Source organism: Shewanella alkalitolerans (genome assembly GCF_019457575.1).
Classification (GTDB): domain Bacteria; phylum Pseudomonadota; class Gammaproteobacteria; order Enterobacterales; family Shewanellaceae; genus Shewanella; species Shewanella loihica.
The window spans coordinates 128,550-150,186 of the sequence record NZ_CP080422.1; the positions used below are offsets into that span (position 1 = coordinate 128,550).

Consider the following 21,637-nt stretch of genomic DNA (forward strand, 5'->3'; position numbering starts at 1 on the left):
GTTAGCTCCAGAGATAGTGGTCGACCAGGAGCAGCAAGAAGAGCAGCATCAGATGGTAGATGGAGAAGCGAAACACCTGCATTGCCAGACCCGGCTTGTCTCGATACTTGAGCTGCCACGCCTTATAGATGAAGCCACAACTCAACAGGGTCGACCCCACCAGATAAAGGGGGCCGCACATGCCGACCAGCACTGGGTAGAGGCAGGCCAGCGCCAGCAACACCGTATAGAGCATGATGCAGGTCTTGGTAAATTCGACGCCGTGGGTGACGGGCAGCATGGGCACATCGACCTTGGCATATTCGGCGCGTCTGTGGATCGCCAGCGCCCAGAAGTGGGGCGGGGTCCAAGCGAAGATGATGATCACCAGCAGCAAGGCATGGCCGTGAAACTCACCGGTGATCGCCGTCCAACCCAGTAGGGGGGGCATGGCGCCGGCCAGGCCGCCGACGACGATATTCTGGGGGGTCGCGCGCTTGAGATAGGCGGTATAGATCACCGCGTAGCCGATGAGACTGGCGAAGGTGAGCCAGGCGGTGAGCGGATTGACGGCCCAGTAGAGCAGCGCAAAGCCGAGAATAGCCATGGCGGTGGCAAAGGTGAGCGCCTTGGTGATAGAGACCCGGCCTTTGGGGAGCGGACGGTTATAGGTGCGGGCCATCAGGCCGTCGATGCGGCGGTCGATCAGATGGTTATAGGCCGCAGCGGCCCCCGCCATCATGCCTATGCCCACCAGGCCGGCGATCAGTGGCTGAACAGGTACCGCGCCTGGCACCGCCAGACACATGCCGACCAATACGGTCAGCAGCATCAGGGCAACTACCCTAGGCTTAGTCATCTCAAGGTAGGCGCGCCAAGGGAGCTGGGTGGCGACAGGCTTAGTGATTGTCATAGGTTTGGCCATGGCGATGCCTCCTTATGCCTTACGCCACAGGGCGTAGTTGATGAAGACCAAGGTGAGTAACAGGAGTGCGGCGCCCGCGTTATGGGAGACGGCTATCCCCAGGGGAAGATGCAGCACCACGTTGCTGATCCCCAGGGCTATCTGCAGGCACAATAACCCCAGGAGTACCCAGGCGCTGCGTCTCAGCAGCTGAGAGTGTGAGAATTTGATCATGCGATACACCAGCCAGAGCAGTGCGGTCGCCGTGATGATGGCGCCGAATCTGTGAGCCACATGAATCGTCATGCGGGAGGAGTAATCCAGGATGCCGAACTCGTAGCTACCTTCCGTCTTATGCAGGGGATAGAAGGCATGCAGCGGGTCTAGGTTGCTTACCCAGTCTCCTTCGCAGATGGGCAGTGTGGTGCAGGCCAACGCCGCATAGTTAGAGGAGGTCCAGCCGCCCAGAATGATCTGCAGCACGAGTAGGCTAAGGCAGAAGAGGGCGTAGGGTGCCAGTTTTCGCAGCCTTGGCTCGCCGCCGGGCAATCGTAGCGGCTTGGTCCTGAGGTAGAGGAGCCACAATAAGGAGATCAGGGTAAAGCCGCCGATCAGGTGGGACATCACCACCACGGGCATAAGTTTCATGGTGACGGTCCACATCCCCAGCGCCGCCTGGAACAGGATCAGCAGGGCGATAAAGCTCGGCAGTTTCTTCGGGGCATCAGGCCGCCTGAAGCTGATAAAGAGGATGAAGGCGACCAGCAGGCCCAGGGTGCCAGCAATATATCTGTGGATCATCTCCAGCCAGGCCTTCTCGGATTCTACCGTATGTTCGGGAAAGCTGTCCTGGGCTTTGGCCAGCTCATGGCTCTGGGTAGGCACCTTGATCATGCCATAGCAGCCGGGCCAGTCGGGGCAGCCAAGGCCAGCGTCAGACAGTCGGGTGTAGGCACCCATAAGTATCACGCACAGGGTAAAGACCAGGGTAAGTTTGAGTAGGGAAGTCATCTGCATTAGCCGACCCTCGATAGTTTAAGCATCTTTCTTAAGTCGGCGATCATCGCCTTACCCAGCATCAGCTGGGCCTGCTCATCTTCAACCTGGGCATAGCGCATCACCAGGGAGCCCAGGGGATCCACTATGATGATCTCTTCCCGGGTCAGCATCTGGCTGAGCGCCTCGGTAGCCTGGGCTGTGGTGAAGTTGAACTCACTCTCTTGCAGCGCCGCAAGATCGCTGTCTGCCTGTAGCAGTATGATGGGGTTGACCCTGTGTTGGTCCCGTCCCAGGGCGATCTGGCTTTGATGCAGTATGTAGAGTCGGCTCATGCAGGCCTGATCACATTGGCTCGGCAACAGGTAGATCATCTGCCAGTGCTTGGGCATGGGGTTGGCCATCGCCAGGCGGGCGTAGTTGGTATCGGGCGGCAGGAGTTCGCCCTTGTTGGTGACGCCACCATGGTAGAGATTCAGACTCAGCACCAGCTTTGCCACCGCAACGGGCAAGACAAATACCAGTAGCAAGATCAGTAGGGGTTTTGCGCCTCGGCTCTTTGGGGATCTCATCTTAATCCTCTGTTGATTATTTTATGGGTTAGCGCGTGCCAGACACCGAAAAATATCAACTCCCCGAGACGGCTAGGAAGTGACCATTTACCTGGGTGAGCCCCCCGTTAATTTGGGGTGCCTATTGTTTAACCTACAGGGTCAGCTGGTTTTGCGCAACAAGTTACGAAACTCATTTGTCTTTACTGGATTCTTTATTTTTCCTCTTAAATATCAGAAGGTAAGCCATAAGTATCAGAAACGCGGTCGCCATGGAGAACCACTGCAGGGCGTAGCCCTGATGCTTCTGGGCACTCATGGGGATCGGCTGCCAGGGATGGGGTAGCGCGCTGCCCGGAATTGTCTTGGGTTGAAGAATGGCGGGCGCGAGCGGCAGCCCAAGTGTTTGCGATAACTCCGGCAGGTTAAGGTTCTGGATCCGCATGGGGGAGCCCGTCTCGGCCAGCAGATGTTGACTCAGGGGATTGCTGGCTCGCTGATAGACGCGACCGCTCAGTGTTACCTCTTGGCTTAGCTCAGTTAATTGGGGCAGTTTCTGTCTGTCCAGGCCGCTGTCGATAAAGCCAAGCTCGACCAGCAGCAAGGGATCATCGGCCTCGATCTCGGTCTCGGTCTCGACACGCATCACCTGGTAGGCAAGATAACCGATGTAGCCCTCATATACCTGGTTGTCTAGCAGTATGATGGGGGCGTCCACAGGAGTCGCCTTAACTGCCAGACGATAGCCGGTGAGGGATTCACTTTTGGCTAGGGCGAGCAGACTCTGATAATCCAGTGGTGCGGCGGCCTGCTTGAGGGTGAGCGCCTGTTGCAGCGCCTGTTTCTCAGCGGCCCTGTCTAACTGCCACAGTCCCAGCTTGACCAGAATGGTGAATACCAGCAAAGTAACTAAAACGAGAAAAATCGTGCCACCGCGAACCGTGGGAGCCTTCATGAGCGAAATACTGCTATTTAAGATCGTCTTAGTACTGCTATTGGTCTTCATTATCTTTAATCTTGGCCGGGCCTTATTTGTCTTGGTGAAGGGAGAGGGCAAGGCGCCCATGAGTCAGTATCTGGGGCGGCGTGTGCTCTTCTCTGTGCTGGTGGTGCTCCTGCTATTGATTGCCCTGGGACTGGGGATCATCACCCCCAATCCCAGACCCTATTAGTCTCTCGATTCGTCGCTAAAGCACATAGACGAACACGAACAGGCAGAGCCAGACCACATCCACAAAGTGCCAATACCAACTGCCCGCCTGGAAGGCGAAATGCTTATCCGGCGTGAAATGCCCCCTCAGTACCCGCAAGAAGAGGACGAACAGAAAGATGGTCCCCAGGGTCACGTGCATGCCGTGAAATCCGGTGAGCAAGAAGAAGGTGTTGCCATAGACACCGGATGACAGGGTCAGCCCCATCTCCTGATAGGCGTGGGCATACTCTTTGGCTTGGAGGAAGAGGAAGGCAAGACCTAAGAGTATGGTGATGCCTAACCAGAGGGTGAGCGCGGTGCGTTTGCTCTTTTCCAGGCTCACATGGGCGAAATGCAGGGTGACCGACGAGGTCAGCAGTATGATGGTGTTGTACAGAGGCAGACCCGTCCAGCCCATGGCCTCTGTCTTGGTGCCATCGGGTGTGGTGACCAGGGGCCAGCCCGCCTGGAAGTTAGGCCAAAGTACCTCGTGGGTCATGGCATTGTTTGAGGCGCCGCCGAGCCAGGGCACGGCTATGGTGCGGGCATAGAGCAGGGCGCCGAAGAAGGCGGCAAAGAACATCACCTCGGAGAAGATAAACCAGCTCATTCCCTGACGGAAGGAGCGATCCATCTGTTTGGAATAGAGGCCAGACATGGACTCGCCGATCACTGTCCTGAACCAGCCGAAGACCATATAGAGGATGACGGCGATCCCAGCAGTCAGGATATAACCGCCGCTGGTCTGCTCCGTCTGTAACTGCTGTACATAACTGCCGGCGCCATAGGCGATGAGGAAGAGGCCGAAGGCACCTATGATGGGCCAGGCACTCTGGGCGGGGACATAGTAGTGTTCATGTTTGCTTGTCATTTCGCAGCTCCTTGCTCAACATCATCTACGTACCCCTTGTCGGTGATGTTGTATAGCGTATAAGAGAGAGTCAGTGTCGAGATCTGCTCGGGCAGCTCGGTATCGACATAGAAGATCAAAGGTAATTGCGCATCGGCATTGGCATCGAGTTTCTGCTGGTTAAAGCAGAAGCACTCTGTCTTGTGGAAATAGGCCGCGCCCTGTCCCGGAGAGACAGAGGGAATAGCCTGTCCGACAATCTGCTGCGCCGAGAGATTTTTGGCGTGAAACTGAGTACGAATCACCTCACCCGGATGCACCTGAATGCGTTTCATCTCGGGGGTGAAGACCCAGGGCATATCTTTCTGGGTCTGTGCCATAAATTCCACTGTTACCGTGCGGCTGGTGTCTATGGTCACCGCCTTATATTCGGCGGCGGTCGATTGCGTCTTACCATTGATGCCTAATTTTTCACATAGCACATCGTATAGGGGCACCAAGGCGAATCCGAAGCCGAACATGCCCACGCAACCTAACAGCAATAGGCCGATCAGCTTACGGTTGGAGTACGCCTTAGTGTCCGTCATGCTATTTCACCTCGGGTGGTGTCGAGAATGAGTGGTAGGGCGCCGGACTCGGCAATGTCCACTCCAGTCCCTCGGCGCCATCCCATGGCTTGCTGGGTGCCGGCTCGCCGCCGCGGATGCACTTGATCACCACCACCAGGAAGATCAGCTGTGACAGGCCGAAGGCGAAGCCGCCGATAGAGACTATCTGGTTGACGTCGGCAAACTGAATCGAGTAGTCCGGAATGCGTCGCGGCATGCCCGCCAGCCCCAGGAAGTGCATGGGGAAGAAGAGCACGTTCACCGAGATCACCGAGCACCAGAAATGCAGCTTGCCTAGCTTCTCGCTGTACATATGCCCAGTCCACTTAGGTAGCCAGTAGTAGGCCGCCGCCATGATGGAGAAGATAGCCCCTGAGACCAATACATAGTGGAAGTGGGCCACGACGAAGTAGGTGTCGTGGTACTGGAAATCCACCGGCGTGATGGCCAGCATCAGCCCAGAAAAGCCACCTATGGTGAAGAGTATGATAAAGGCCAGCGCAAACAGCATGGGCGTCTCGAAGGTGAGCGAGCCGCGCCAGAGGGTGGCGACCCAGTTAAATACCTTCACCCCTGTCGGCACGGCGATCAACATGGTGCAGTACATGAAGAAGAGCTCAGCGAACACAGGCATACCTGTGGTAAACATGTGGTGTGCCCAGACCAGGAAGGAGAGGATCGCGATACTGGCGGTGGCGTATACCATGGAGGAGTAGCCAAACAGCTTCTTGCGGCTGAAGGCCGGTACTATGGCGGAGATGATGCCGAAGGACGGCAAGATCATGATGTAGACCTCGGGATGGCCGAAGAACCAGAAGATATGCTGGAACATCACAGGGTCACCACCACCGGCGGCATCGAAGAAGCTGGTGCCGAAGAACTTGTCGGTCAGTACCATGGTCACCGTACCTGCGAGTACCGGCATCACGGCGATCAGCAGAAAGGCGGTGATCAACCAGGTCCAGACGAACAGTGGCAACTTCATCCAGCTCATGCCGGGAGCGCGCATGTTGACTATGGTCACGATCACGTTGATGGCGCCCATGATGGAGCTGATACCCATGATGTGTACCGAGAAGACAAACAGCGCCGTGCTATCCGGGCTATAGGCCGTCGACAGCGGGGCGTAGAAGGTCCAACCAAAGTTAGGCCCGCCACCCTCCATAAACAGCGAACTGAGCAGGATCGCAAAGGCGAAGGGCAAGATCCAGAAACTCCAGTTGTTCATCCGCGGAAGGGCCATGTCTGGCGCGCCTATCATCATAGGGATCAGCCAGTTGGCGAGGCCGGTAAAGGCCGGCATCACGGCGCCAAACACCATGATGAGGCCGTGAACCGTGGTCATCTGATTGAAGAAGTTGGGCTCCACCAGTTGCAGACCCGGCTGGAACAGCTCGGCACGGATCACCATGGCCATGGCGCCGCCGGTCAAGAACATGATGAAACTGAACCAGAGATACAGGGTGCCAATATCTTTATGGTTGGTGGTAAACAGCCAACGTTTTATACCCGTCGGGTGCTCCTCATGGTGGGTCGAATGTTCGCCAATATGAGTGGCATCCATATCTGCTTCACGCGTAATTGCATTCATAATGCCTCCCTATTGACCCTGTTGATTGACGTCTGTTGCCTGAACCATGTCGCCTGTGTTGTTACCCCAGGCGTTACGCTCATAGGTGATCACAGAGGCGATTTCCTGTGGCGTTAACTGACTGGCGAAAGCCTGCATGGCGGTGCCAGGCTTACCGTGAAGCACTATGTCTAGGTGATTCTCAACTGGTCCTGTGGCGATGGCGCTGCCTTTTAGGGCGGGGAAGGCGCCGGGTAATCCCATGCCGGTGGCCTGATGACAGGCGGCGCAGTGGCCGAGATATACCCTTTCACCCTTGGCCATCAGCTCGTCCATGGTCAGATCGTCTAACACAGGTGCTTGAGATTCCTCGGCGGCGGAGCTTGCTGCCGCACTCGATTCGGCTGCCGGGGTAGGCACAGATTGAACCGCTTCGGCAGCTGTATCTGCTCCTGTATTAGCCCCGTTCGATGCGCCTGAGTTTGCCTGGTTGACATCGGCTGCCTGCACCGTATCGCCCGTGTCGTTACCCCAGGCGTTTCGCTCGAAGGTAACCACTGCGGCAATCTCTGTGGCGGTGAGCTGCTGGGCGAAGGCCTGCATCGCTGTGCCGGAGCGGCCGTGTAGCACCACATCTAGGTGATCGGCAACAGGGCCCTTGATGATTGGGCTGCCTATGAGTGACGGGAAGACGCCAGGTAAGCCGGCACCATTTGGCTGGTGGCAGGCGGCGCAGCGCGCCATATAGACCTGTTCGCCCTGAGCCATCAGCTCTTCTTTCGACAGGGTTTTCGACAGTGCGGCCTGCGCCTCGGCGGCGGCCGCGCTGGCCTGTGCCTCCTGCTCGACAATCCAGTTGTCGAAATCGGCCTCGGAAAGCACCTGCACTACGATCGGCATGAAGCCGTGATCCTTACCGCAAAGTTCGGCGCACTGGCCACGGTAGATGCCTGGCTTGTCGATGCGGGTCCAGGCCTCGTTGATAAAGCCGGGATTAGCATCCTTCTTCACTGCGAAGGCCGGCACCCACCAGGAGTGGATCACATCTTCCGAGGTCATCAGGAAGCGTATCTTACGATTAACCGGCAATACCAGTGGCTTGTCGACCTCAAGCAGATAGTGTTCGCCTTTGGTCTCCTTGCCCTCTATCTGTTCTCTGGGAGTCGCCAGCAGGCTGTAGTAGCTGATGTCTTGATCAAAATAGCTGTAGTGCCATTTCCATTGGGAGCCAGTGATCTTGATGGTGAGATCGGCATTGCTGGGATCTTCCATGGCGATGAGGGTCTTGGTGGCTGGGATGGCCATGAGGATCAAGATGACAAAGGGGACGAGCGTCCAGGCGATCTCTACCTTAGTGCTCTCATGAAAGTTTGCCGCGACGGCACCCTTAGAGCGCCTATGGTTGATGATGGCGTAGATCATCACCCCAAAGACGACTAGGCCTATGGCACAACAGATATAGAGAATCGTCATATGAAGGCTAAACACCTTATTGCTGATCTCTGTGACCCCTGATGTCATATTCAGGGGCATATCTGCTGCGAGTATGGTGGGCGTAAATAGCAACGCCAGCAAACAACACAACACTTGCTTCACTAGACTTCTCCTCTGTCAATTGCGAAGGCAACTACAAAGAAGAGCCACACAGTATGTCTCGGCTCTATGCAAACTCTTCAGTTCCCAAAAAAGCAACGATGACTTCAAAGTGCGTCGGTGGTGAATCTCTTGTTCTGCTGGTGGTGACCACGCTTGCACTTACGGCTGAATATATCAGACCAATTTCAGCTTCTGTGGGCGAGGTATTACAGGTTCATTTTCGCCGCTCAAGCCGACAACCAAATTGTGCGATATAACAAATAATCGTTGATATCTCTTACTAACTTAATGGCTGTTTAAATATTGATCAAGATCACTTTTATTTTATTTTGCTAAACAAAACAGACACAAAAACGCCCCTTGCGGGGCGTCTGTATGGAAAGGTAGAGCGCGGAATATCAGTGTATTGAACCGAACAGACTCAAGGTCTGGCCGCCGAGATCCTCTTGGGGAAAAGGGTTGGCAGGTAAGTGACCGTTCGCATCTTCGATCACCACTCCCAGGGCGCGGGTATTCTTGGCAACTATCTGTAGGCGACGACTGTCACGGGCATCCAGGGTTTGTGCCCAGCAGATCACCGCACTGGATGTACCACTTGTGAGGGCTTTTTCCATCGCCCACAGGGTTTCGACCTCATCTTTGCTGTGTACCAGTAGGATGCGATCCATACGCACACCGCCGTCGGCCAGCATCTGCTTGTAGCCTATGTTAGGTGGGCTGATCAACACCACCCATTGCCCCTGCTGACTGAGTCTGGCTAGCTCCGGGGTGAGGGCCTGCAGCTCTTGCTTGCCCTGGGTCGAACTTGCCGTAGTCGAGATAGTGTTGCCATCGCCGCGCTTTAGTGAGCTGTCGAGATCGACCCACAGCCCTGGATGGCGTGGCGCCATGCCCATTAGGTTGTTCATTGCCAGTCTCCATTTCGAATCACGCCGACGGCCAGGCCTTCGATGCTCAGGCTCTGGGTGGTGAGATCCACCACGATAGGGGAGTACTCTTCATTCTCAGCATGCAGGTAGACGGTACTGCCACGTTTCTCGAAGCGTTTAACCGTTACATCATCTTCCACGCGGGCCACGACTATCTGGCCGTTTCTTGCCTGTTCTACCTTATGTACCGCCAGTAGGTCGCCCTCGAGAATACCTATATCTTTCATACTGTCCCCCCTGACGCGCAGCAGAAAATCGGCGCTGGGGCGGAACATGCTAGGGTCAACCTGATAGTGTTGCTCCACATGCTCCTGGGCCAGGATGGGCTCACCGGCGGCTACCTGACCTATAAGGGGCAGGCCGAGATCTTCTGGCTCTTCCTCTTGGGTCAGCTTGATGCCACGTGAGGTGCCGGGCATGATTTCGATGCAGCCTTTCTTTGCCAGGGCCTTGAGGTGTTCCTCGGCGGCGTTGGCACTCTTAAAGCCTAATCGACGCGCAATCTCGGCACGGGTAGGCGGCATGCCCGTGTCGGCAATATTGCGTTTTATCAGATCTAAAATCTCGGCTTGTCTCGGGGTTAAGGGTCTCATGATTAATCCTGTCTTTCCATACAGTACCTGTCAGTATATACAGTATTTTATACAGTGCAAGTATTAACCAGATTTTCTCCCAATCCCATCAAGCGATTAGCCGAGTCTGGCCTTTTCAAGGGAGAGCAGCAGATGATGATAATCGTCGATGGCCGGGAAGTCGGCAAACTGTTTGTGAGGCTTCTGGCTGTCGGGATTCTTGATCCCCAGCTGGTAGCCGACGCCGGCCTGCTTGGCTGCCTGCAGTATGGGCTCGCTGTCGTCGATAAACAGGCAGCGGCTGGGATCCAGGGAATACTGATTAAACAGGTGGCGCCAAAATTGTGGGTGTTCCTTGGGATAGCCGGTGGCGTGACTCGAGAGCATCTCATCGAGCCCGTTAGCCAGATCTGTATGCTCGAGTTTCAGTGCCAGGCTGTGGGGATGGGCGTTGGTGACCAAGATGCGCCGCTTGCTGTGTCTGGCCAGTGCAGTGAGAAAGGGCATGCTGTCCTGACGCAGCTGGATCCTGTCCACCAGAGTGTGGTGCAAAGCCAGGATGTCTAAACCCAGCTCCTGTTGCCAATATTCCAGGCAATACCACTCCAGGGTGCCGAACACCTTGGCGTAGGCATCCTCCACCAGTTGTTGGGCGTCGGCCTTTGGGATCTGCCTTTGTTCACACAAGGCCTGAGGCACCAGGCTAAGCCAGAAATGGTTGTCGAAATGCAGATCCAACAGGGTGCCGTCCATATCCAGCAGCACGGTATCTATCTTATTCCAGGGAAACATAAAGCGAGTAAAAAAATTCCTTGGTTTGAGTTGTGGATTAGGCCCATCATAGTAAGATTGAGTGGTTAAGCAAACGCCATTTTTATCAGGAAGTTTCATGCCGGACAAAAAGCCGCAGATCCTACATGCCGAAGTTGTTGCCCAGAGCCGTCTGTTTCAGATAGAGCAGGTGCATTTAAAATTTTCGAACCAGGTTGAGCGCCAGTATGAGCGCATGAAGGGCAACGCCCGTGGCGCCGTGATGGTGGTGCCTGTGCATGGCGAGGAGCTATTGCTGGGACGCGAATATGCGGCGGGCACCCACAGCTATGAGCTGGGTTTCCCCAAGGGCCTGGTGGATCCCGGCGAGACCCATGCTGAGGCGGCCAACCGTGAGCTGCAGGAAGAGATAGGTTTTGGTGCGCGTAAGTTGACCCATCTGATGGAGTTGAGCCTGGCGCCAGGCTACTTTGCCAGCAAGATGCAGATCTTCGTCGCCGAAGATCTGTATGAGAGTCGATTGCAGGGTGACGAGCCCGAACCCATAGAGGTGGTACGCTGGCCATTGAGCCAGTGGTCTGAGCTGTTATTAGAAGATGATTTTTCCGAATCTCGAAGCGTTAGCGCCTTGTTTTTGGCACAGAAACATCTAAAACTAAAGTAGTTAAACCGAATTATCATATTAGGCATTGCCAGATGTAGGCTGTTGGAGTTGTGATGAAGCCAGAAGAGTATGTTGAGCAGGCGATTTCGATTGCCATCGAGGCGGGTGAGGCCATCAAAGGGATCTACCTCGAGGGCAGTTTTGACAAAGAGGTGAAATCCGACAATACCCCGGTAACCTCTGCCGATATCGCGGCCCACAAGATCATCTCTTCTCAGCTAAGCAGCCTTACCCCTGAGATCCCTGTCCTCTCTGAAGAAGATGCCGATATTCCTTTCTCCGAGCGCGCCGATTGGCAGCGTTACTGGTTGGTAGACCCTCTCGATGGCACGGGTGAGTTTATCGCCGGTAGCGGCGACTTCTCGGTGATCATCGCCCTGGTCGAGCACAATCGTCCCATCATGGGAATCGTCTATGTGCCCATGACGGGTGTGGTTTACTATGCCGTGGCAGGCCTGGGTGCCTACAAGCGTAGCAGCAAGGGCGAGGTGCGTATCGCCAGCAAGCAGCTGACCAAAGACGATGAGCCCTGCCTGCGTCTGGCGGTGAGCCGCCGTCAGGATCCTCAATCTGTGTTGAAGCTTTTCAATCATCCTAAGCACTGTGAACTCGTGGTGCTGGGCGGTGCGGCGCTAAAGAGCTGCCTGGTGGCAGAGGGCCGCGCCGACTGCTATGTGCGCATTGGCCCAACCGGCGAGTGGGACACAGGTGCGGCGCAGATCATCATCGAAGAGGCCGGTGGCCAGGTGATGGATCTCGAGTTGCAGCCGTTGAGCTACAACGAGCGCGAATCACTAGAGAACCCCAACTTCATCGTCGTGGGCTCGACTTACCTGCCATGGGATGAGCTGTTAACCGGTGAATAATCCTAATCTTATCAGTGTCGAGGCGGCTTGTAAGACTCAGCTGCCGGCGATCTATCGTCTCGAGCAGGGGCTCTTTGGCGACCATGCCTACCCGGATTTTTTCTTTCGTCAGAGCTTCGATTGCTGGCCGAGCGGGCTGCTTGTCGCCTGCGATAACGCTGAACGCCTGCTCGGTTACATCTTGCTGGCAAGGAGTGAACAGGCCGACTGTGCCTGGATCCTCTCTGTGGCCGTCGACGATGCCGCTCAGGGTCGGGGCATAGGCAGGCGCCTGATCACCGAGTCTCTGAGTGCGCTGCCAGATGGTGTGGCTCAGGTGAAACTCACAGTTGCGCCGGAGAATCCCGCAAGACACCTCTATGCTAAGCTGGGCTTTGTCGAACAGGAGTTGGAAGCCGATTATTTCGGCCCGGGCGAAGACAGGATCCTCATGATACTCCAGCGATAAAATCCTACCTATTAACTACCCGGTGAAAAATAATCTTATTGTGAACATTGTTTTTTATTTTGCTTGCTGGTAACTTGTGCACAAATTGACAGCGCGATGGAGCCGAGATGGCAAGACGCAAAGAACATACTCATGATGAGATTCGGGCGATGGCGACCGCCGCCGTGCTGCGCCACCTGGAGGTCGAGCCGCTCGATAGCCTGAGCCTGCGCAAGGTCGCGGCGGCCATAGGTTATGTGCCCAGCACCCTGGTGAATCTCTTCGGTAGCTATCAGGGCTTATTGCTGGCGGTTGCCGAGCAGACTCTGGACGAGCTGTATCGGCGCCTGGCCGCGAAAGCTCAAGCTTTTCAAGATCACGCCTCTCAAGATCATGCCTCTCAAGATCTAGCCGTTCAAAGCCAAGCGTCTGAGTCGAGTCAGCTTGAGGCGATGGCCACGGCCTATCAGCAATTTGCCTTCGACCAGCCAAGGGCGTTTCAGTTGGTCTTCGAGCTAAAGGCGACGGAGGAGCAGGGACTGAGCGATCACCATGCCCAGCTAATCGCGCAGCTGTTCGGCCTGATTGAGTCATGCCTTGCGCGTCTGCTGCCCGAGCTTTCTGCCGAGCAACTATTACTGGCGAGCCGCGCCCTGTGGGGCGGCGTCCATGGTTTGGTGAGTCTGGCGCTGGACGATAAGCTCTTTGCCCCAGGTATCGGTATTGAGCAGGCCATTAGTCATCATCTCGCGGTACAACTTAAAGGATTGGGTTATGACAAGGAGGCGTTATGTTGTTAACCAAGCGGTTTTTCCCTTATTTTGCGACCCAGTGTCTGGGCGCGCTTAACGATAATATCTACAAGAATGTGCTGCTGCTGATGGTGACCTACAGCCAGATAGAGAGCCTGCCCATCAGCGTCAACCTGTTTGTTAACCTCGCCGCCGGCGTGTTTATCCTGCCTTTCTTCCTGTTTTCAGCTCACGCCGGTGTGGTGGCAGATAACATGGATAAGGCCAAATTGATCAGACGCTTAAAGCAGCTTGAGTTGGTGATCATGTCCTGCGCCGCCATGGCGATCTTGACCCAGAGTTACATGATGATGTTGCTGCTGCTCTTCTTGACCGGTAGCCAGTCGGCCTATTTTGGGCCGGTCAAATACTCGCTGTTGCCTCAGGCTTTGGCGGAAGATGAGCTGGTGACGGGCAATGCCTGGGTAGAGATGGGCACCTTCTTGTCGATCTTGATAGGTACACTCAGTGCCGGGCTTCTGGTGGCCAGCGACAAGGGCATTATAGCTACCGCGGCGACCGTGTTTGTGCTGGCCGTTGCCGGTTACCTGGCCAGCCGTGCGATCCCTGCCATGCCGCCACAGGGAAATGTCACTAAGATACGTTTCGCGCCTCTGTCTGGCACCTGGCGCAGCATCGCCAAGGTGAGGAAGACGCCGAGTATCTGGATGGCCATCTTAGCGATCAGTTGGTTCTGGTTCCTCGGGGCGACCTATCTGACCCAGTTCCCCAACTTTGCCAAGTTGCATCTGCACGCCGATGCCACCGTGGTCTCACTCCTGTTGGCGCTCTTCTCTATCGGGATTGCCGCGGGCTCCTTCCTGTGTGAGCGCTTCTCCTTCGGTCATGTGGAGCTGGGGCTGCTGCCCTTTGGCGTGGCTGGGCTAACTCTGTTTGGTGTGGATCTGCTGTGGTCGCTGCCCGAGTTGCCCGCCCAGGCCGAGACCATCTATAGCTTTAGCAGCTTTATCGCCGAGTCACAGCACTATAGGGTGATGTTTGCCCTGTTTATGGTGGGGGTGAGCGGTGGCCTGTTTATCGTGCCCCTGTACGCCTTTATTCAGTCGCGCGCCGACCGGGGCGAGTGTGCTCAGGCGATTGCCGCGAACAATATCATGAATGCCCTGTTCATGGTGGTCTCGGCGGTCATGTCTATCTTGTTGCTAGAGGTGTTTGGCTGGCAGATCACAGAACTCTTCCTGTTGCTGGCGCTGCTCAATGCCGTCGTCGCCCTCTATGTCTATAGTCAGGTGCCCGAGTTTACCCAGAGATTTGTCAGTTACCTGCTGAGCCATATCCTGTATCGCGTGAAGGTTACCGGCCGTGACAAGCTGCCCAGCGAAGGCGCCGGCATCATAGTGTGCAACCATGTGAGCTATGTGGATGCCTTGATCATCATGGGCGCCTCGACCCGCCCGATCCGTTTCGTGATGGATAAATCTATCAGCGAGATGCCGCTGCTCAAGTATCTGTTTCGCCATGCGGGGGTGATCCCCATCTGTTCGCCGCGTCAGAGTGAGGCCACCTATAATCAGGCGTTCGAGTCTATCCATCAGGCGCTGGCCGATGGCGAGCTGGTGTGTATCTTCCCCGAGGGGCGTCTGACGCCTAACGGTGAGCTGGGCGAGTTCCGTCCCGGTATCGACAAGATCCTCGCCCGCGATCCCGTGCCTGTTATCCCTATGGCCCTTAACGGCCTCTGGGGTTCCTATTTCAGCCACAAGGATGGCCATGCTCTGAGTACTAGGCCAAAGCGCTTCTGGTCTAAGATCTCGGTTGATCTGGATGATGTGGTGTCGGGCACAGAGGCTAACCGCCATCTGCTGCGAGAGCGGGTCGAGGCCATGTTGACCGCATCCTAGTAGGTTGCTGCTTGAGATTAAATAGTGAAAAGCCAGGCTGATGCCTGGCTTTTGTTTGCTAGCGAGTGGCGTATTCATCCAGCCACTGGTGCATGGCCTGATGGTCCCCCTGGAAGATCACCCTGTCGGCCTTCTTGCCAATCTGATACTGATACATGGGGTCGTAATACTTGCTCAGCAGCAGGGTGATCCATTCGAGGTGCCCCTGGGTATCGCCGCGCTGGGTCTGCACCGCTAATGCGTCTGTGATCATCTGTTGCAGCTCATCGTGCTGCTTGCCGCCCAGGCGTTTTTTGATGCCACTGATGCTGTTGGCCAGGTACTCGGCAAATGCCTCAAAGCCTGCTTCTTCGCCCAGACGCTCGACATAGCCTCGATGCATCTTGTGGACATACTCGTCCAGCAGACGTGTCAGCCTTGCCTCCAGTGGTTCCTCTAGAATGACCACGCTGGCGGCTTGCATTCCCATGTAGAAGGCCTTGGGCAGCGCCGAGCGTCCGATAAGGTAGCTCTCATCTTCTAACAGCAGGGTTCTCGCCGCGCTCTGTTGGTGTCTGAGCAGGGCGACGCCCAGACTGTTTTCGAAGTTGATCTGCGTCGGCTGTCCCTCGTGATAGCGGCCGAAGCTGGATCCCCTGTGATGGGCCAGTCCTTCGAGGTCCACCGCCTCTTGGCGCTGCAGCAGAAAGTCTGTCTTACCACTGCCGGTGATGCCGCTGAGGATCAGCATAGGTTTCGCCTCTGGCGCCCTGTCTATGGTGTCGATAAGGTATTGGCGCATCGCCTTGTAGCCGCCCTGGATATAGGGGACGTCTCTGCCGGCCTCGGCCAGCCATTGCTGGGTCAGTTGAGAGCGCAGGCCGCCGCGAAAGCAATAGAGGTAGGCGTCTGGATGGGCGTCGAGATAGGCAAGCCAGGCGTCTACGCGCTGCTGTTTGATCTCGCCACACACCAGTGAGTGGCCCAGGGCGATGGCGGCATCCTGGCCATGCTCCTTATAGCAGGTGCCCACTTGTTGTCGCTCATCGTCGCGCATCAGGGGATGGTTGCTGCTGGCCGGAAAGGCGCCCTTGGTGAACTCTATCGGCGCGCGCACATCCATGATGGGATGGCCGCTGGCAAGGATACGGCCATATTCGCTTGCCGGAATGACGTTAGCCAATTGATGATTACGCATTAGATCAGCTCTACCAGTGGCTGCGACTCGGTCTGCGGCGCCAAGTGGCCGATGCATTGGGTCGGCAGTCCCTCTTTTTCCAGCAGTGCCAGCAGCTCGGCCTCATGGCTGTTAGATACGGCGATCAGCAAACCGCCGCTGGTTTGTGGGTCGCACAGCAGGGCTTTCTGCTCGTCGTTCACTTCTGGCAGGTGTTTGCCATAGCTGTCGTAGTTTCTATGGGTGCCGCCGGGGATACAGCCGAGCCTGAGGTAATCCATCGCCTTTGGCAGCATGGGCAGTGCATTCAGGTCTATCTTGGCCGCCAGCGTGGCGCCCTGGCACATCTCGATCAGGTGGCCAGCTAGGCCAAAGCCGGTGACATCCGTCATGGCGGTAACCCCAGGGATCTTGGCGATTGCCGCGCCAATCTTGTTGAGCTGGCACATGGCACCCGGCGCGATGTCGATATCCTCGTCCGCCAGCTTCTTCTGTTTCTGCGCCGTGGTCAGTATGCCGATACCCAGAGGCTTGGTCAGGAACAGCCTGTCGCCCGCCTTGGCGGTATCGTTCTGCTTAAGCTCGTCTAACGGGATCTGTCCGGTCACGGCGAGGCCGAAGATAGGCTCGGGCGCATCGATACTGTGGCCGCCTGCCAACATGATGCCGGCATCCTTACAGGCCTGGCGTCCGCCATCGACCACCTGCTGGGCGATCTCGGCGGGCAAGACGTTGACCGGCCAGCCCAGAATGGCGATGGCCATCATAGGGGTGCCGCCCATGGCGTAGATATCGCTGATGGCATTGGTGGCGGCAATACGGCCGAAGGTAAAGGGGTCATCCACGATCGGCATGAAGAAGTCAGTGGTGCTGATGATGCCTGTCTCATCGTTAAGTCGGTAAACGGCGGCATCGTCGCGGGTCTGATTGCCTACCAGGATGTTGGGGTCGTCAAAGCTGGGTAGCTGAGAGGCGAGTATGGTGCCCAGTACCTTAGGTGAAATCTTGCAACCACAGCCGGCGCCATGGCTGTATTCGGTGAGTTTAATCTTTTCTACTGACATAACCGCAAACTATCTCTGGATGAAGTGGAGAGCCGCTCATGATAGACCCATAGGTGCGCCACTTCAATCGCCGGTGGTGTTAGATGTGAGACACTGGAAGCCGCAAGGCAATTACTTGCTTAGCTGTTTTTAGGTGTAAAAAAAGCCACCCTGGGGGTGGCTTTTTCGAGATTGGATTAGGCAAAGCCTGTGGTGAGGGACTTCCACTGCTTCTGGCGTGCCAGCAATTCCTGCTTCAGGTGCTCTACCTGCTGCATCAGCTGATGTGTGGTCAGCTGTTTGCGCTTGGCTTCCAGCAGCTCCTTATGGGCCTGATAGTAATCGGCAATATGGGTCTTGAGCAGCTCATATTCCGCATGGATCTTCTCGAGGATCTCTTCGTGGTTGGCCAGCTGTGTGACCTTATGCTGCGCCTTCTTCAGTTGCATCTGCAACTTGGCACTCTCGATTCGCTCCTGTGGCGTGACCCTGAGGTTGTTGGCCAGTCCAGTCCAGGCCATAGCGTTGATCAGCCATTTGGTGGGATCATAGTGCCACCAGAGGATGCCGTTGCGATAGTCGTTCTCGAAGATGTGGTGGAAGTTATGATAGCCCTCGCCATAGGTAAACAGTGCCAGCACGCCGTTGTCACGTGCCGTGTTTTTGTCTGTGTAGGGCTGGCTGCCCCAAATATGGGCCAGCGAGTTGATGAAGAAGGTGCAGTGGTGTACGACCACCAGACGCAGCAGACCAGCCATTAGCAACATGGCCCAGACATCGCCATTGAGCCAGCCCAGCAGCGCCGGCAGGCCTATGTTCATGATGATGAGGAGCGGCAGATAATATTTGTGCTGCCACATCACAATTTTCTCATTCTGCAGATCACGGACGTTCTTATAATCGTGATAACGCTGCGCCTGATACTCCCTCAGCATCCAGCCGATATGGCTGTACCAGAAACCCATGTTAGCCGAATAGGGGTCTTTGTCGTTGTCATCCACATGCTTGTGATGGATACGATGATCCGACGACCAGTGCAGGGCGCTGTTCTGCAGTGCCAGGGCGCCACCCAAGGCAAACAGAAAACGTACCGACCAGTGTGCCTTGTAGGTGCGATGTGACCAGAGCCTATGGTATCCGGCGGTTATCGACAGACCGCTGGCGAAGGCTAGGCCGACAAAGGCAACCCATTCTGCCATGCCATAGCCATAGGTGATGCCATACCAAGGCACCAGGATGACAGCACCTAAGAAGGTGATGGCAAAGAGTAAAATGTTGGTCCAGATGAGGGGAGGCTTTTTCATTATAATGTCCAGGTTCTCTTCATTGAGCGTACAGCTGTAAGCCAATTCTACTGACTTAATGGAGCAGGTCAAGGCGGGCTGCGTTTTTGCCTCAAAGAAGGTATGATTGCCAGATTAAGTTTTATCTAGTGGATTCATCATGATGGGTATCAGAGCACAGCAAAAAGAAAAAACGCGTCGCGCCTTGGTCGATGCGGCATTTAATCAATTAAGTGCCGAACGCAGTTTTTCTAGCCTGAGTCTGCGGGAAGTGGCTCGTGAGGCCAACATAGCGCCAACCTCCTTCTATCGTCACTTTAAGGATATGAACGAGCTGGGGCTTACTATGGTGGATGAAGGCGGCCTGACCCTGAGGCAGATGATGCGCAAGGGACGTCAACGCGCCGAGGCCGGCGGCAGCGTGATTCGCATCTCAGTCGATACCTTTATGGAAGTCTTGGAGTCTAACCCCAACGTCTTTCGCATATTGCTGCATGAGCGTTCGGGCACCTCGGCGCCGTTTCGTGCGGCGGTGGCGAGAGAGATAGAACACTTCATCTCTGAGTTGGCGCACTATACCGAGGCGACCACCAAGCGCACCCCCGAACTGGCAAGAGCCCAGGCGGAGGCCTTAGTGACCTTAGTCTTCAATGCTGGCGCCGCGGCGCTGGATATGAAGCGGGTCGATCGCAAGATATTGGCGGATCGCCTGGTTATCCAGCTGCGCATGGTGGCTAAGGGCGCCGAGTCCCTGCAGCAGAAGATGGAACACCGTTAGCCGGTAATAAATCGGACAAATAAGCAACAAAAAAGGGCCATTGGGCCCTTTTTTACTGTTTGACTTATAGCTAGCCGATTAACGACGTTCCAGCAGGACGCCAGATTCCATATGATCTGTATAGGGGAACTGGTCAAACAGCGCGAAGCGGGTGATCTTATGGGTTTTGTCCAACACCTTGAGGTTGTCCAGCAGGGTATTGGGATTACAAGAGATATAGAGAATACGCTCGTAGCCCTGCACCATAGATAGTGTGTTGTCATCTAAGCCTGCTCTTGGCGGGTCGACGAAGATGGTGTTGCAGTCATAGCTGTCCAGATCCACACCTTCTAAGCGTCTGAAGCTGCGCTTCTTGGCCAGCGCATCGGTAAAGTCTTCCGCCGACATACGGATGATCTGCAGATTATCTATCTGGTTCGCTTCTATGTTGTACTGGGCCGAGTCCACAGATGGCTTGGCCAGTTCGGTAGCGAGCACGCGGTTGAAGTTCTGTGCCAGGGCGATAGAGAAGTTACCGTTGCCGCAGTAGAGCTCCAACAGGTCACCACTGCTATTGCGGGTGATGTCTATGGCCCACTCCAGCATCTTGATTGCCACCTCGCCGTTAGGCTGAGTAAAGCTGTTCTCGACCTGCTTGTAGGTAAGCTGTTTGCCGTTGACGGGTAGGGATTCGATAACGAAGTCGCGATCCATCACCAGCTTCTGCTTACGAGCGCGGCCTATGATGTCCACCTTAAATTTGCTCGACAGTGTCTGTTTCAGCGCCTGAGCTTCCTCTTGCCACTGAGCATCGAGCTGCTTGTGGTACAGGAGTGACACTAAGATCTCTCCGCTGAGGGTAGAGAGAAAATCAACCTGGAACAGCTTGTGTCTCAGGACCGGGTTAGGACGCAGCGCCGCCATCAGCTCTGGCATCATGTCGTTGACCAACTGACTTGCCGGTAAGAACTGCTCGCAGCGTATCTTCTGGTTCTGCGCCTTATCGAACATGTAATAGTAGAGATCCTCACCCTCATGCCAGACGCGGAACTCGGCGCGCATGCGGTAGTGGGCCTTCTGTGAGGCAAACACTTCCAGTTCGGGTGTCTCGAAGTCGACAAATAGCTGGGCTAGTTTCTGACGTTTCACATCAAGTTGTGCGTCATATTGCTGGGGATCCATTGCGTCTACATTCATTTCTTAACACCGTTACTGTCTCTGGGGGCGCAAATAGTATACTACTTGTCGTTGATGTCTAGGGGTTGGCTAACATTGTAGCGGACTTTCCCGGCGGATTAAGCCGCCATAAAAGCCAATTGTGAGGCCTATGGCTTTAGCTTTTATCGCGAATGTGAAAAAATCGCCCCTTTAGTGTGTCTGCGTTTCTATGATGGGAGAGCCAATTTGTCAGCAAATATACTCGTGTTCGATTCTGGGGTAGGCGGCCTGTCGATATTGGCGGCGGTGCGAGAGCAGCTTCCCAGTGCGAACTACTGTTATCTGTTTGACAATGCCAGGCTACCCTATGGCGAACTCGACGAACAGGAGCTGATCCAAGGTTGCGTAAGCTTAATTAGTCAGGCGGTTATTCAGTGCCAGGCAGATATCGTGGTCGTGGCCTGTAACAGTGCCAGCACACTCATATTGCCAGCGTTAAGAGCCTGCCTGAAGGTGCCTGTGGTCGGCGTTGTTCCGGCCATTAAGCCCGCGGCGGTGTTATCAAAGAAGAAACACCTTGGGCTATTGGCAACGCCCGGTACTGTCAATCGCCAATACACCCAAGATCTTATCGATCAGTTTGCCAGTGATTGTCGCGTGGACAGATTTGGCTCCTCCGAGCTGGTCTATCTGGCCGAGGATAAGATGGCGCAGCGGCCTGTGGATAGCGAGGCTCTGCATCATATCCTCGCACCAATAAAAGCATCCGGGTTAGACACCCTGATCCTTGGCTGTACTCACTTTCCGATTCTAAGAGAGGAGCTGCAAAGCTACTTGGGTGAGGGCGTGCATCTATTAGATTCATCCAATGCGATTGCGGCCAGGGTGGTGAGCCTGCTCAAGCCGAGCATGAGTGGAGAGATAGGTAAGAGTCAGGCGCTTTACACGACAGATAGTATTTCCGAGGGATTAAGGAAGACCTTAGCTGCCTGGGGATTCAGATCGGCTACCGCCTTTCGCGATAGCCTGATGCCAACAGGCAGCTAGGTTATGACGATGCTAAATATAAGCTGACTTTCTAATATCAAATTAATATCAATTAAGTCGGGTTA

Annotated in this window: 23 protein-coding genes; 8 read left to right on the top strand and 15 right to left on the bottom strand. The window is 55.4% G+C overall.

Going from position 1 to position 21,637, the window contains the following annotated elements; translation table 11 throughout:
• Window position 1 precedes the first annotated feature (1 nt).
• The 4 genes from cyoE to K0J45_RS00600 all read right to left on the bottom strand — a co-directional run bounded on the left by cyoE (window position 2) and on the right by K0J45_RS00600 (window position 3,385).
• A complete protein-coding gene (cyoE, locus tag K0J45_RS00585; RefSeq protein ID WP_220043870.1) occupies window positions 2–904 on the bottom strand; it encodes a heme o synthase in 903 nt (300 codons plus the stop codon).
• A gap of 12 nt (window positions 905–916) precedes the next feature.
• Entirely contained in the window at window positions 917–1,900 is a 984-nt protein-coding gene (locus K0J45_RS00590; protein WP_220043871.1) for a COX15/CtaA family protein, read from the bottom strand.
• Window positions 1,900–2,451: a redox-active disulfide-containing membrane protein gene (locus K0J45_RS00595; RefSeq protein WP_220043872.1), complete on the bottom strand. Its 552-nt coding sequence runs from the start codon at window positions 2,449–2,451 to the stop codon at window positions 1,900–1,902. Before K0J45_RS00595 ends, K0J45_RS00590 begins: the two co-directional genes overlap by 1 nt.
• Before the next feature lie 172 nt (window positions 2,452–2,623).
• Complete coding sequence (locus K0J45_RS00600) at window positions 2,624–3,385, bottom strand: SURF1 family protein (RefSeq protein ID WP_220043873.1); 762 nt, start codon at window positions 3,383–3,385, stop codon at window positions 2,624–2,626.
• Between K0J45_RS00600 and K0J45_RS00605 the strand changes: the two genes are divergently transcribed.
• Window positions 3,384–3,602, top strand: coding sequence for a DUF2909 domain-containing protein (locus tag K0J45_RS00605; RefSeq protein WP_041406252.1), 219 nt, complete (start codon window positions 3,384–3,386; stop codon window positions 3,600–3,602). The genes K0J45_RS00600 and K0J45_RS00605 overlap by 2 nt on opposite strands.
• A gap of 15 nt (window positions 3,603–3,617) precedes the next feature.
• Here K0J45_RS00605 and K0J45_RS00610 read toward each other — a convergent pair whose 3' ends face one another.
• The 7 genes from K0J45_RS00610 to yrfG form a co-directional block, all read right to left on the bottom strand.
• Window positions 3,618–4,493, bottom strand: a complete 876-nt coding sequence (locus K0J45_RS00610) for a cytochrome c oxidase subunit 3 (RefSeq protein ID WP_220043874.1) — start codon at window positions 4,491–4,493, stop codon at window positions 3,618–3,620.
• On the bottom strand, window positions 4,490–5,059 hold the full coding sequence (locus tag K0J45_RS00615; RefSeq protein WP_220043875.1) for a cytochrome c oxidase assembly protein: 570 nt from the start codon (window positions 5,057–5,059) through the stop codon (window positions 4,490–4,492). The genes K0J45_RS00610 and K0J45_RS00615 overlap by 4 nt, the downstream gene beginning before the upstream one ends.
• A 1-nt stretch (window position 5,060) precedes the next feature.
• The gene (ctaD, locus tag K0J45_RS00620; RefSeq protein ID WP_011863933.1) at window positions 5,061–6,671 is read right to left on the bottom strand and encodes a cytochrome c oxidase subunit I; all 1,611 of its coding nucleotides are present in this window, start codon (window positions 6,669–6,671) and stop codon (window positions 5,061–5,063) included.
• A gap of 9 nt (window positions 6,672–6,680) precedes the next feature.
• Entirely contained in the window at window positions 6,681–8,246 is a 1,566-nt protein-coding gene (gene coxB / locus K0J45_RS00625; protein WP_220043876.1) for a cytochrome c oxidase subunit II, read from the bottom strand.
• A 398-nt stretch (window positions 8,247–8,644) separates the two neighbouring features.
• On the bottom strand, window positions 8,645–9,154 hold the full coding sequence (locus K0J45_RS00630) for a cell division inhibitor SulA (RefSeq protein ID WP_220043877.1): 510 nt from the start codon (window positions 9,152–9,154) through the stop codon (window positions 8,645–8,647).
• The gene (lexA, locus tag K0J45_RS00635) at window positions 9,151–9,768 is read right to left on the bottom strand and encodes a transcriptional repressor LexA (RefSeq protein WP_011863936.1); all 618 of its coding nucleotides are present in this window, start codon (window positions 9,766–9,768) and stop codon (window positions 9,151–9,153) included. The genes K0J45_RS00630 and lexA overlap by 4 nt, the downstream gene beginning before the upstream one ends.
• Before the next feature lie 96 nt (window positions 9,769–9,864).
• Window positions 9,865–10,539: a GMP/IMP nucleotidase gene (gene yrfG / locus K0J45_RS00640; protein WP_220043878.1), complete on the bottom strand. Its 675-nt coding sequence runs from the start codon at window positions 10,537–10,539 to the stop codon at window positions 9,865–9,867.
• 97 nt (window positions 10,540–10,636) lie between these two features.
• Between yrfG and nudE the strand changes: the two genes are divergently transcribed.
• The 5 genes from nudE (at window position 10,637) to K0J45_RS00665 (ending at window position 15,128) form a co-directional block, all read left to right on the top strand.
• Window positions 10,637–11,182, top strand: a complete 546-nt coding sequence (gene nudE / locus K0J45_RS00645) for an ADP compounds hydrolase NudE (RefSeq protein ID WP_011863938.1) — start codon at window positions 10,637–10,639, stop codon at window positions 11,180–11,182.
• Window positions 11,183–11,235: 53 nt separating this feature from the next.
• A complete protein-coding gene (cysQ, locus tag K0J45_RS00650; RefSeq protein WP_220043879.1) occupies window positions 11,236–12,048 on the top strand; it encodes a 3'(2'),5'-bisphosphate nucleotidase CysQ in 813 nt (270 codons plus the stop codon).
• Window positions 12,041–12,496, top strand: coding sequence for a GNAT family N-acetyltransferase (locus tag K0J45_RS00655; RefSeq protein ID WP_220043880.1), 456 nt, complete (start codon window positions 12,041–12,043; stop codon window positions 12,494–12,496). The genes cysQ and K0J45_RS00655 overlap by 8 nt, the downstream gene beginning before the upstream one ends.
• 107 nt (window positions 12,497–12,603) lie before the next feature.
• On the top strand, window positions 12,604–13,275 hold the full coding sequence (locus K0J45_RS00660; protein WP_220043881.1) for a TetR/AcrR family transcriptional regulator: 672 nt from the start codon (window positions 12,604–12,606) through the stop codon (window positions 13,273–13,275).
• The gene (locus K0J45_RS00665; protein WP_220043882.1) at window positions 13,266–15,128 is read left to right on the top strand and encodes an MFS transporter; all 1,863 of its coding nucleotides are present in this window, start codon (window positions 13,266–13,268) and stop codon (window positions 15,126–15,128) included. Before K0J45_RS00660 ends, K0J45_RS00665 begins: the two co-directional genes overlap by 10 nt.
• Window positions 15,129–15,186: 58 nt before the next feature.
• On the opposite strand, the gene mnmH is transcribed toward K0J45_RS00665, so the two are convergent.
• From mnmH to K0J45_RS00680, 3 genes are all read right to left on the bottom strand, one after another.
• Window positions 15,187–16,305 (bottom strand): tRNA 2-selenouridine(34) synthase MnmH, encoded by a 1,119-nt coding sequence (gene mnmH, locus K0J45_RS00670; protein ID WP_434086945.1) that lies wholly within the window; start codon window positions 16,303–16,305, stop codon window positions 15,187–15,189.
• Window positions 16,305–17,348 (bottom strand): selenide, water dikinase SelD, encoded by a 1,044-nt coding sequence (selD, locus tag K0J45_RS00675; RefSeq protein WP_220043883.1) that lies wholly within the window; start codon window positions 17,346–17,348, stop codon window positions 16,305–16,307. The genes mnmH and selD overlap by 1 nt, the downstream gene beginning before the upstream one ends.
• Window positions 17,349–17,524: 176 nt before the next feature.
• Window positions 17,525–18,631: a fatty acid desaturase gene (locus K0J45_RS00680; RefSeq protein ID WP_011863945.1), complete on the bottom strand. Its 1,107-nt coding sequence runs from the start codon at window positions 18,629–18,631 to the stop codon at window positions 17,525–17,527.
• 142 nt (window positions 18,632–18,773) lie between these two features.
• Here K0J45_RS00680 and fabR point away from each other — a divergent pair, with 142 nt between their 5' ends.
• Complete coding sequence (fabR, locus tag K0J45_RS00685; protein ID WP_041406854.1) at window positions 18,774–19,388, top strand: HTH-type transcriptional repressor FabR; 615 nt, start codon at window positions 18,774–18,776, stop codon at window positions 19,386–19,388.
• 78 nt (window positions 19,389–19,466) lie between these two features.
• Here the strand turns inward: fabR and trmA are convergent, their stop codons facing one another.
• Window positions 19,467–20,564 carry a tRNA (uridine(54)-C5)-methyltransferase TrmA gene (gene trmA, locus K0J45_RS00690; RefSeq protein ID WP_220043884.1) on the bottom strand — a complete coding sequence of 366 codons (1,098 nt, stop codon included), beginning with the start codon at window positions 20,562–20,564 and terminating at the stop codon, window positions 19,467–19,469.
• A gap of 207 nt (window positions 20,565–20,771) precedes the next feature.
• Between trmA and murI the strand changes: the two genes are divergently transcribed.
• Window positions 20,772–21,572, top strand: a complete 801-nt coding sequence (murI, locus tag K0J45_RS00695) for a glutamate racemase (RefSeq protein ID WP_220043885.1) — start codon at window positions 20,772–20,774, stop codon at window positions 21,570–21,572.
• The last annotated feature ends 65 nt before the right edge of the window (window positions 21,573–21,637 follow it).

Excerpts from the sequence above, each read along its gene's own strand:
- mnmH (WP_434086945.1), bottom strand. The coding sequence starts at position 16,305 with ATGCGTAATCATCAATTGGCTAACGTCATTCCGGCAAGCGAATATGGC.
- trmA (WP_220043884.1), bottom strand. The coding sequence starts at position 20,564 with ATGAATGTAGACGCAATGGATCCCCAGCAATATGACGCACAACTTGAT.
- ctaD (WP_011863933.1), bottom strand. The coding sequence starts at position 6,671 with ATGAATGCAATTACGCGTGAAGCAGATATGGATGCCACTCATATTGGC.
- fabR (WP_041406854.1), top strand. The coding sequence starts at position 18,774 with ATGGGTATCAGAGCACAGCAAAAAGAAAAAACGCGTCGCGCCTTGGTC.
- K0J45_RS00610 (WP_220043874.1), bottom strand. The coding sequence starts at position 4,493 with ATGACAAGCAAACATGAACACTACTATGTCCCCGCCCAGAGTGCCTGG.
- K0J45_RS00630 (WP_220043877.1), bottom strand. The coding sequence starts at position 9,154 with ATGAACAACCTAATGGGCATGGCGCCACGCCATCCAGGGCTGTGGGTC.
- K0J45_RS00665 (WP_220043882.1), top strand. The coding sequence starts at position 13,266 with ATGTTGTTAACCAAGCGGTTTTTCCCTTATTTTGCGACCCAGTGTCTG.
- yrfG (WP_220043878.1), bottom strand. The coding sequence starts at position 10,539 with ATGTTTCCCTGGAATAAGATAGATACCGTGCTGCTGGATATGGACGGC.
- cyoE (WP_220043870.1), bottom strand. The coding sequence starts at position 904 with ATGGCCAAACCTATGACAATCACTAAGCCTGTCGCCACCCAGCTCCCT.
- K0J45_RS00680 (WP_011863945.1), bottom strand. The coding sequence starts at position 18,631 with ATGAAAAAGCCTCCCCTCATCTGGACCAACATTTTACTCTTTGCCATC.
- K0J45_RS00600 (WP_220043873.1), bottom strand. The coding sequence starts at position 3,385 with ATGAAGGCTCCCACGGTTCGCGGTGGCACGATTTTTCTCGTTTTAGTT.
- K0J45_RS00660 (WP_220043881.1), top strand. The coding sequence starts at position 12,604 with ATGGCAAGACGCAAAGAACATACTCATGATGAGATTCGGGCGATGGCG.
- lexA (WP_011863936.1), bottom strand. The coding sequence starts at position 9,768 with ATGAGACCCTTAACCCCGAGACAAGCCGAGATTTTAGATCTGATAAAA.
- K0J45_RS00605 (WP_041406252.1), top strand. The coding sequence starts at position 3,384 with ATGAGCGAAATACTGCTATTTAAGATCGTCTTAGTACTGCTATTGGTC.
- K0J45_RS00590 (WP_220043871.1), bottom strand. The coding sequence starts at position 1,900 with ATGCAGATGACTTCCCTACTCAAACTTACCCTGGTCTTTACCCTGTGC.
- K0J45_RS00615 (WP_220043875.1), bottom strand. The coding sequence starts at position 5,059 with ATGACGGACACTAAGGCGTACTCCAACCGTAAGCTGATCGGCCTATTG.
- cysQ (WP_220043879.1), top strand. The coding sequence starts at position 11,236 with ATGAAGCCAGAAGAGTATGTTGAGCAGGCGATTTCGATTGCCATCGAG.
- nudE (WP_011863938.1), top strand. The coding sequence starts at position 10,637 with ATGCCGGACAAAAAGCCGCAGATCCTACATGCCGAAGTTGTTGCCCAG.
- selD (WP_220043883.1), bottom strand. The coding sequence starts at position 17,348 with ATGTCAGTAGAAAAGATTAAACTCACCGAATACAGCCATGGCGCCGGC.
- K0J45_RS00595 (WP_220043872.1), bottom strand. The coding sequence starts at position 2,451 with ATGAGATCCCCAAAGAGCCGAGGCGCAAAACCCCTACTGATCTTGCTA.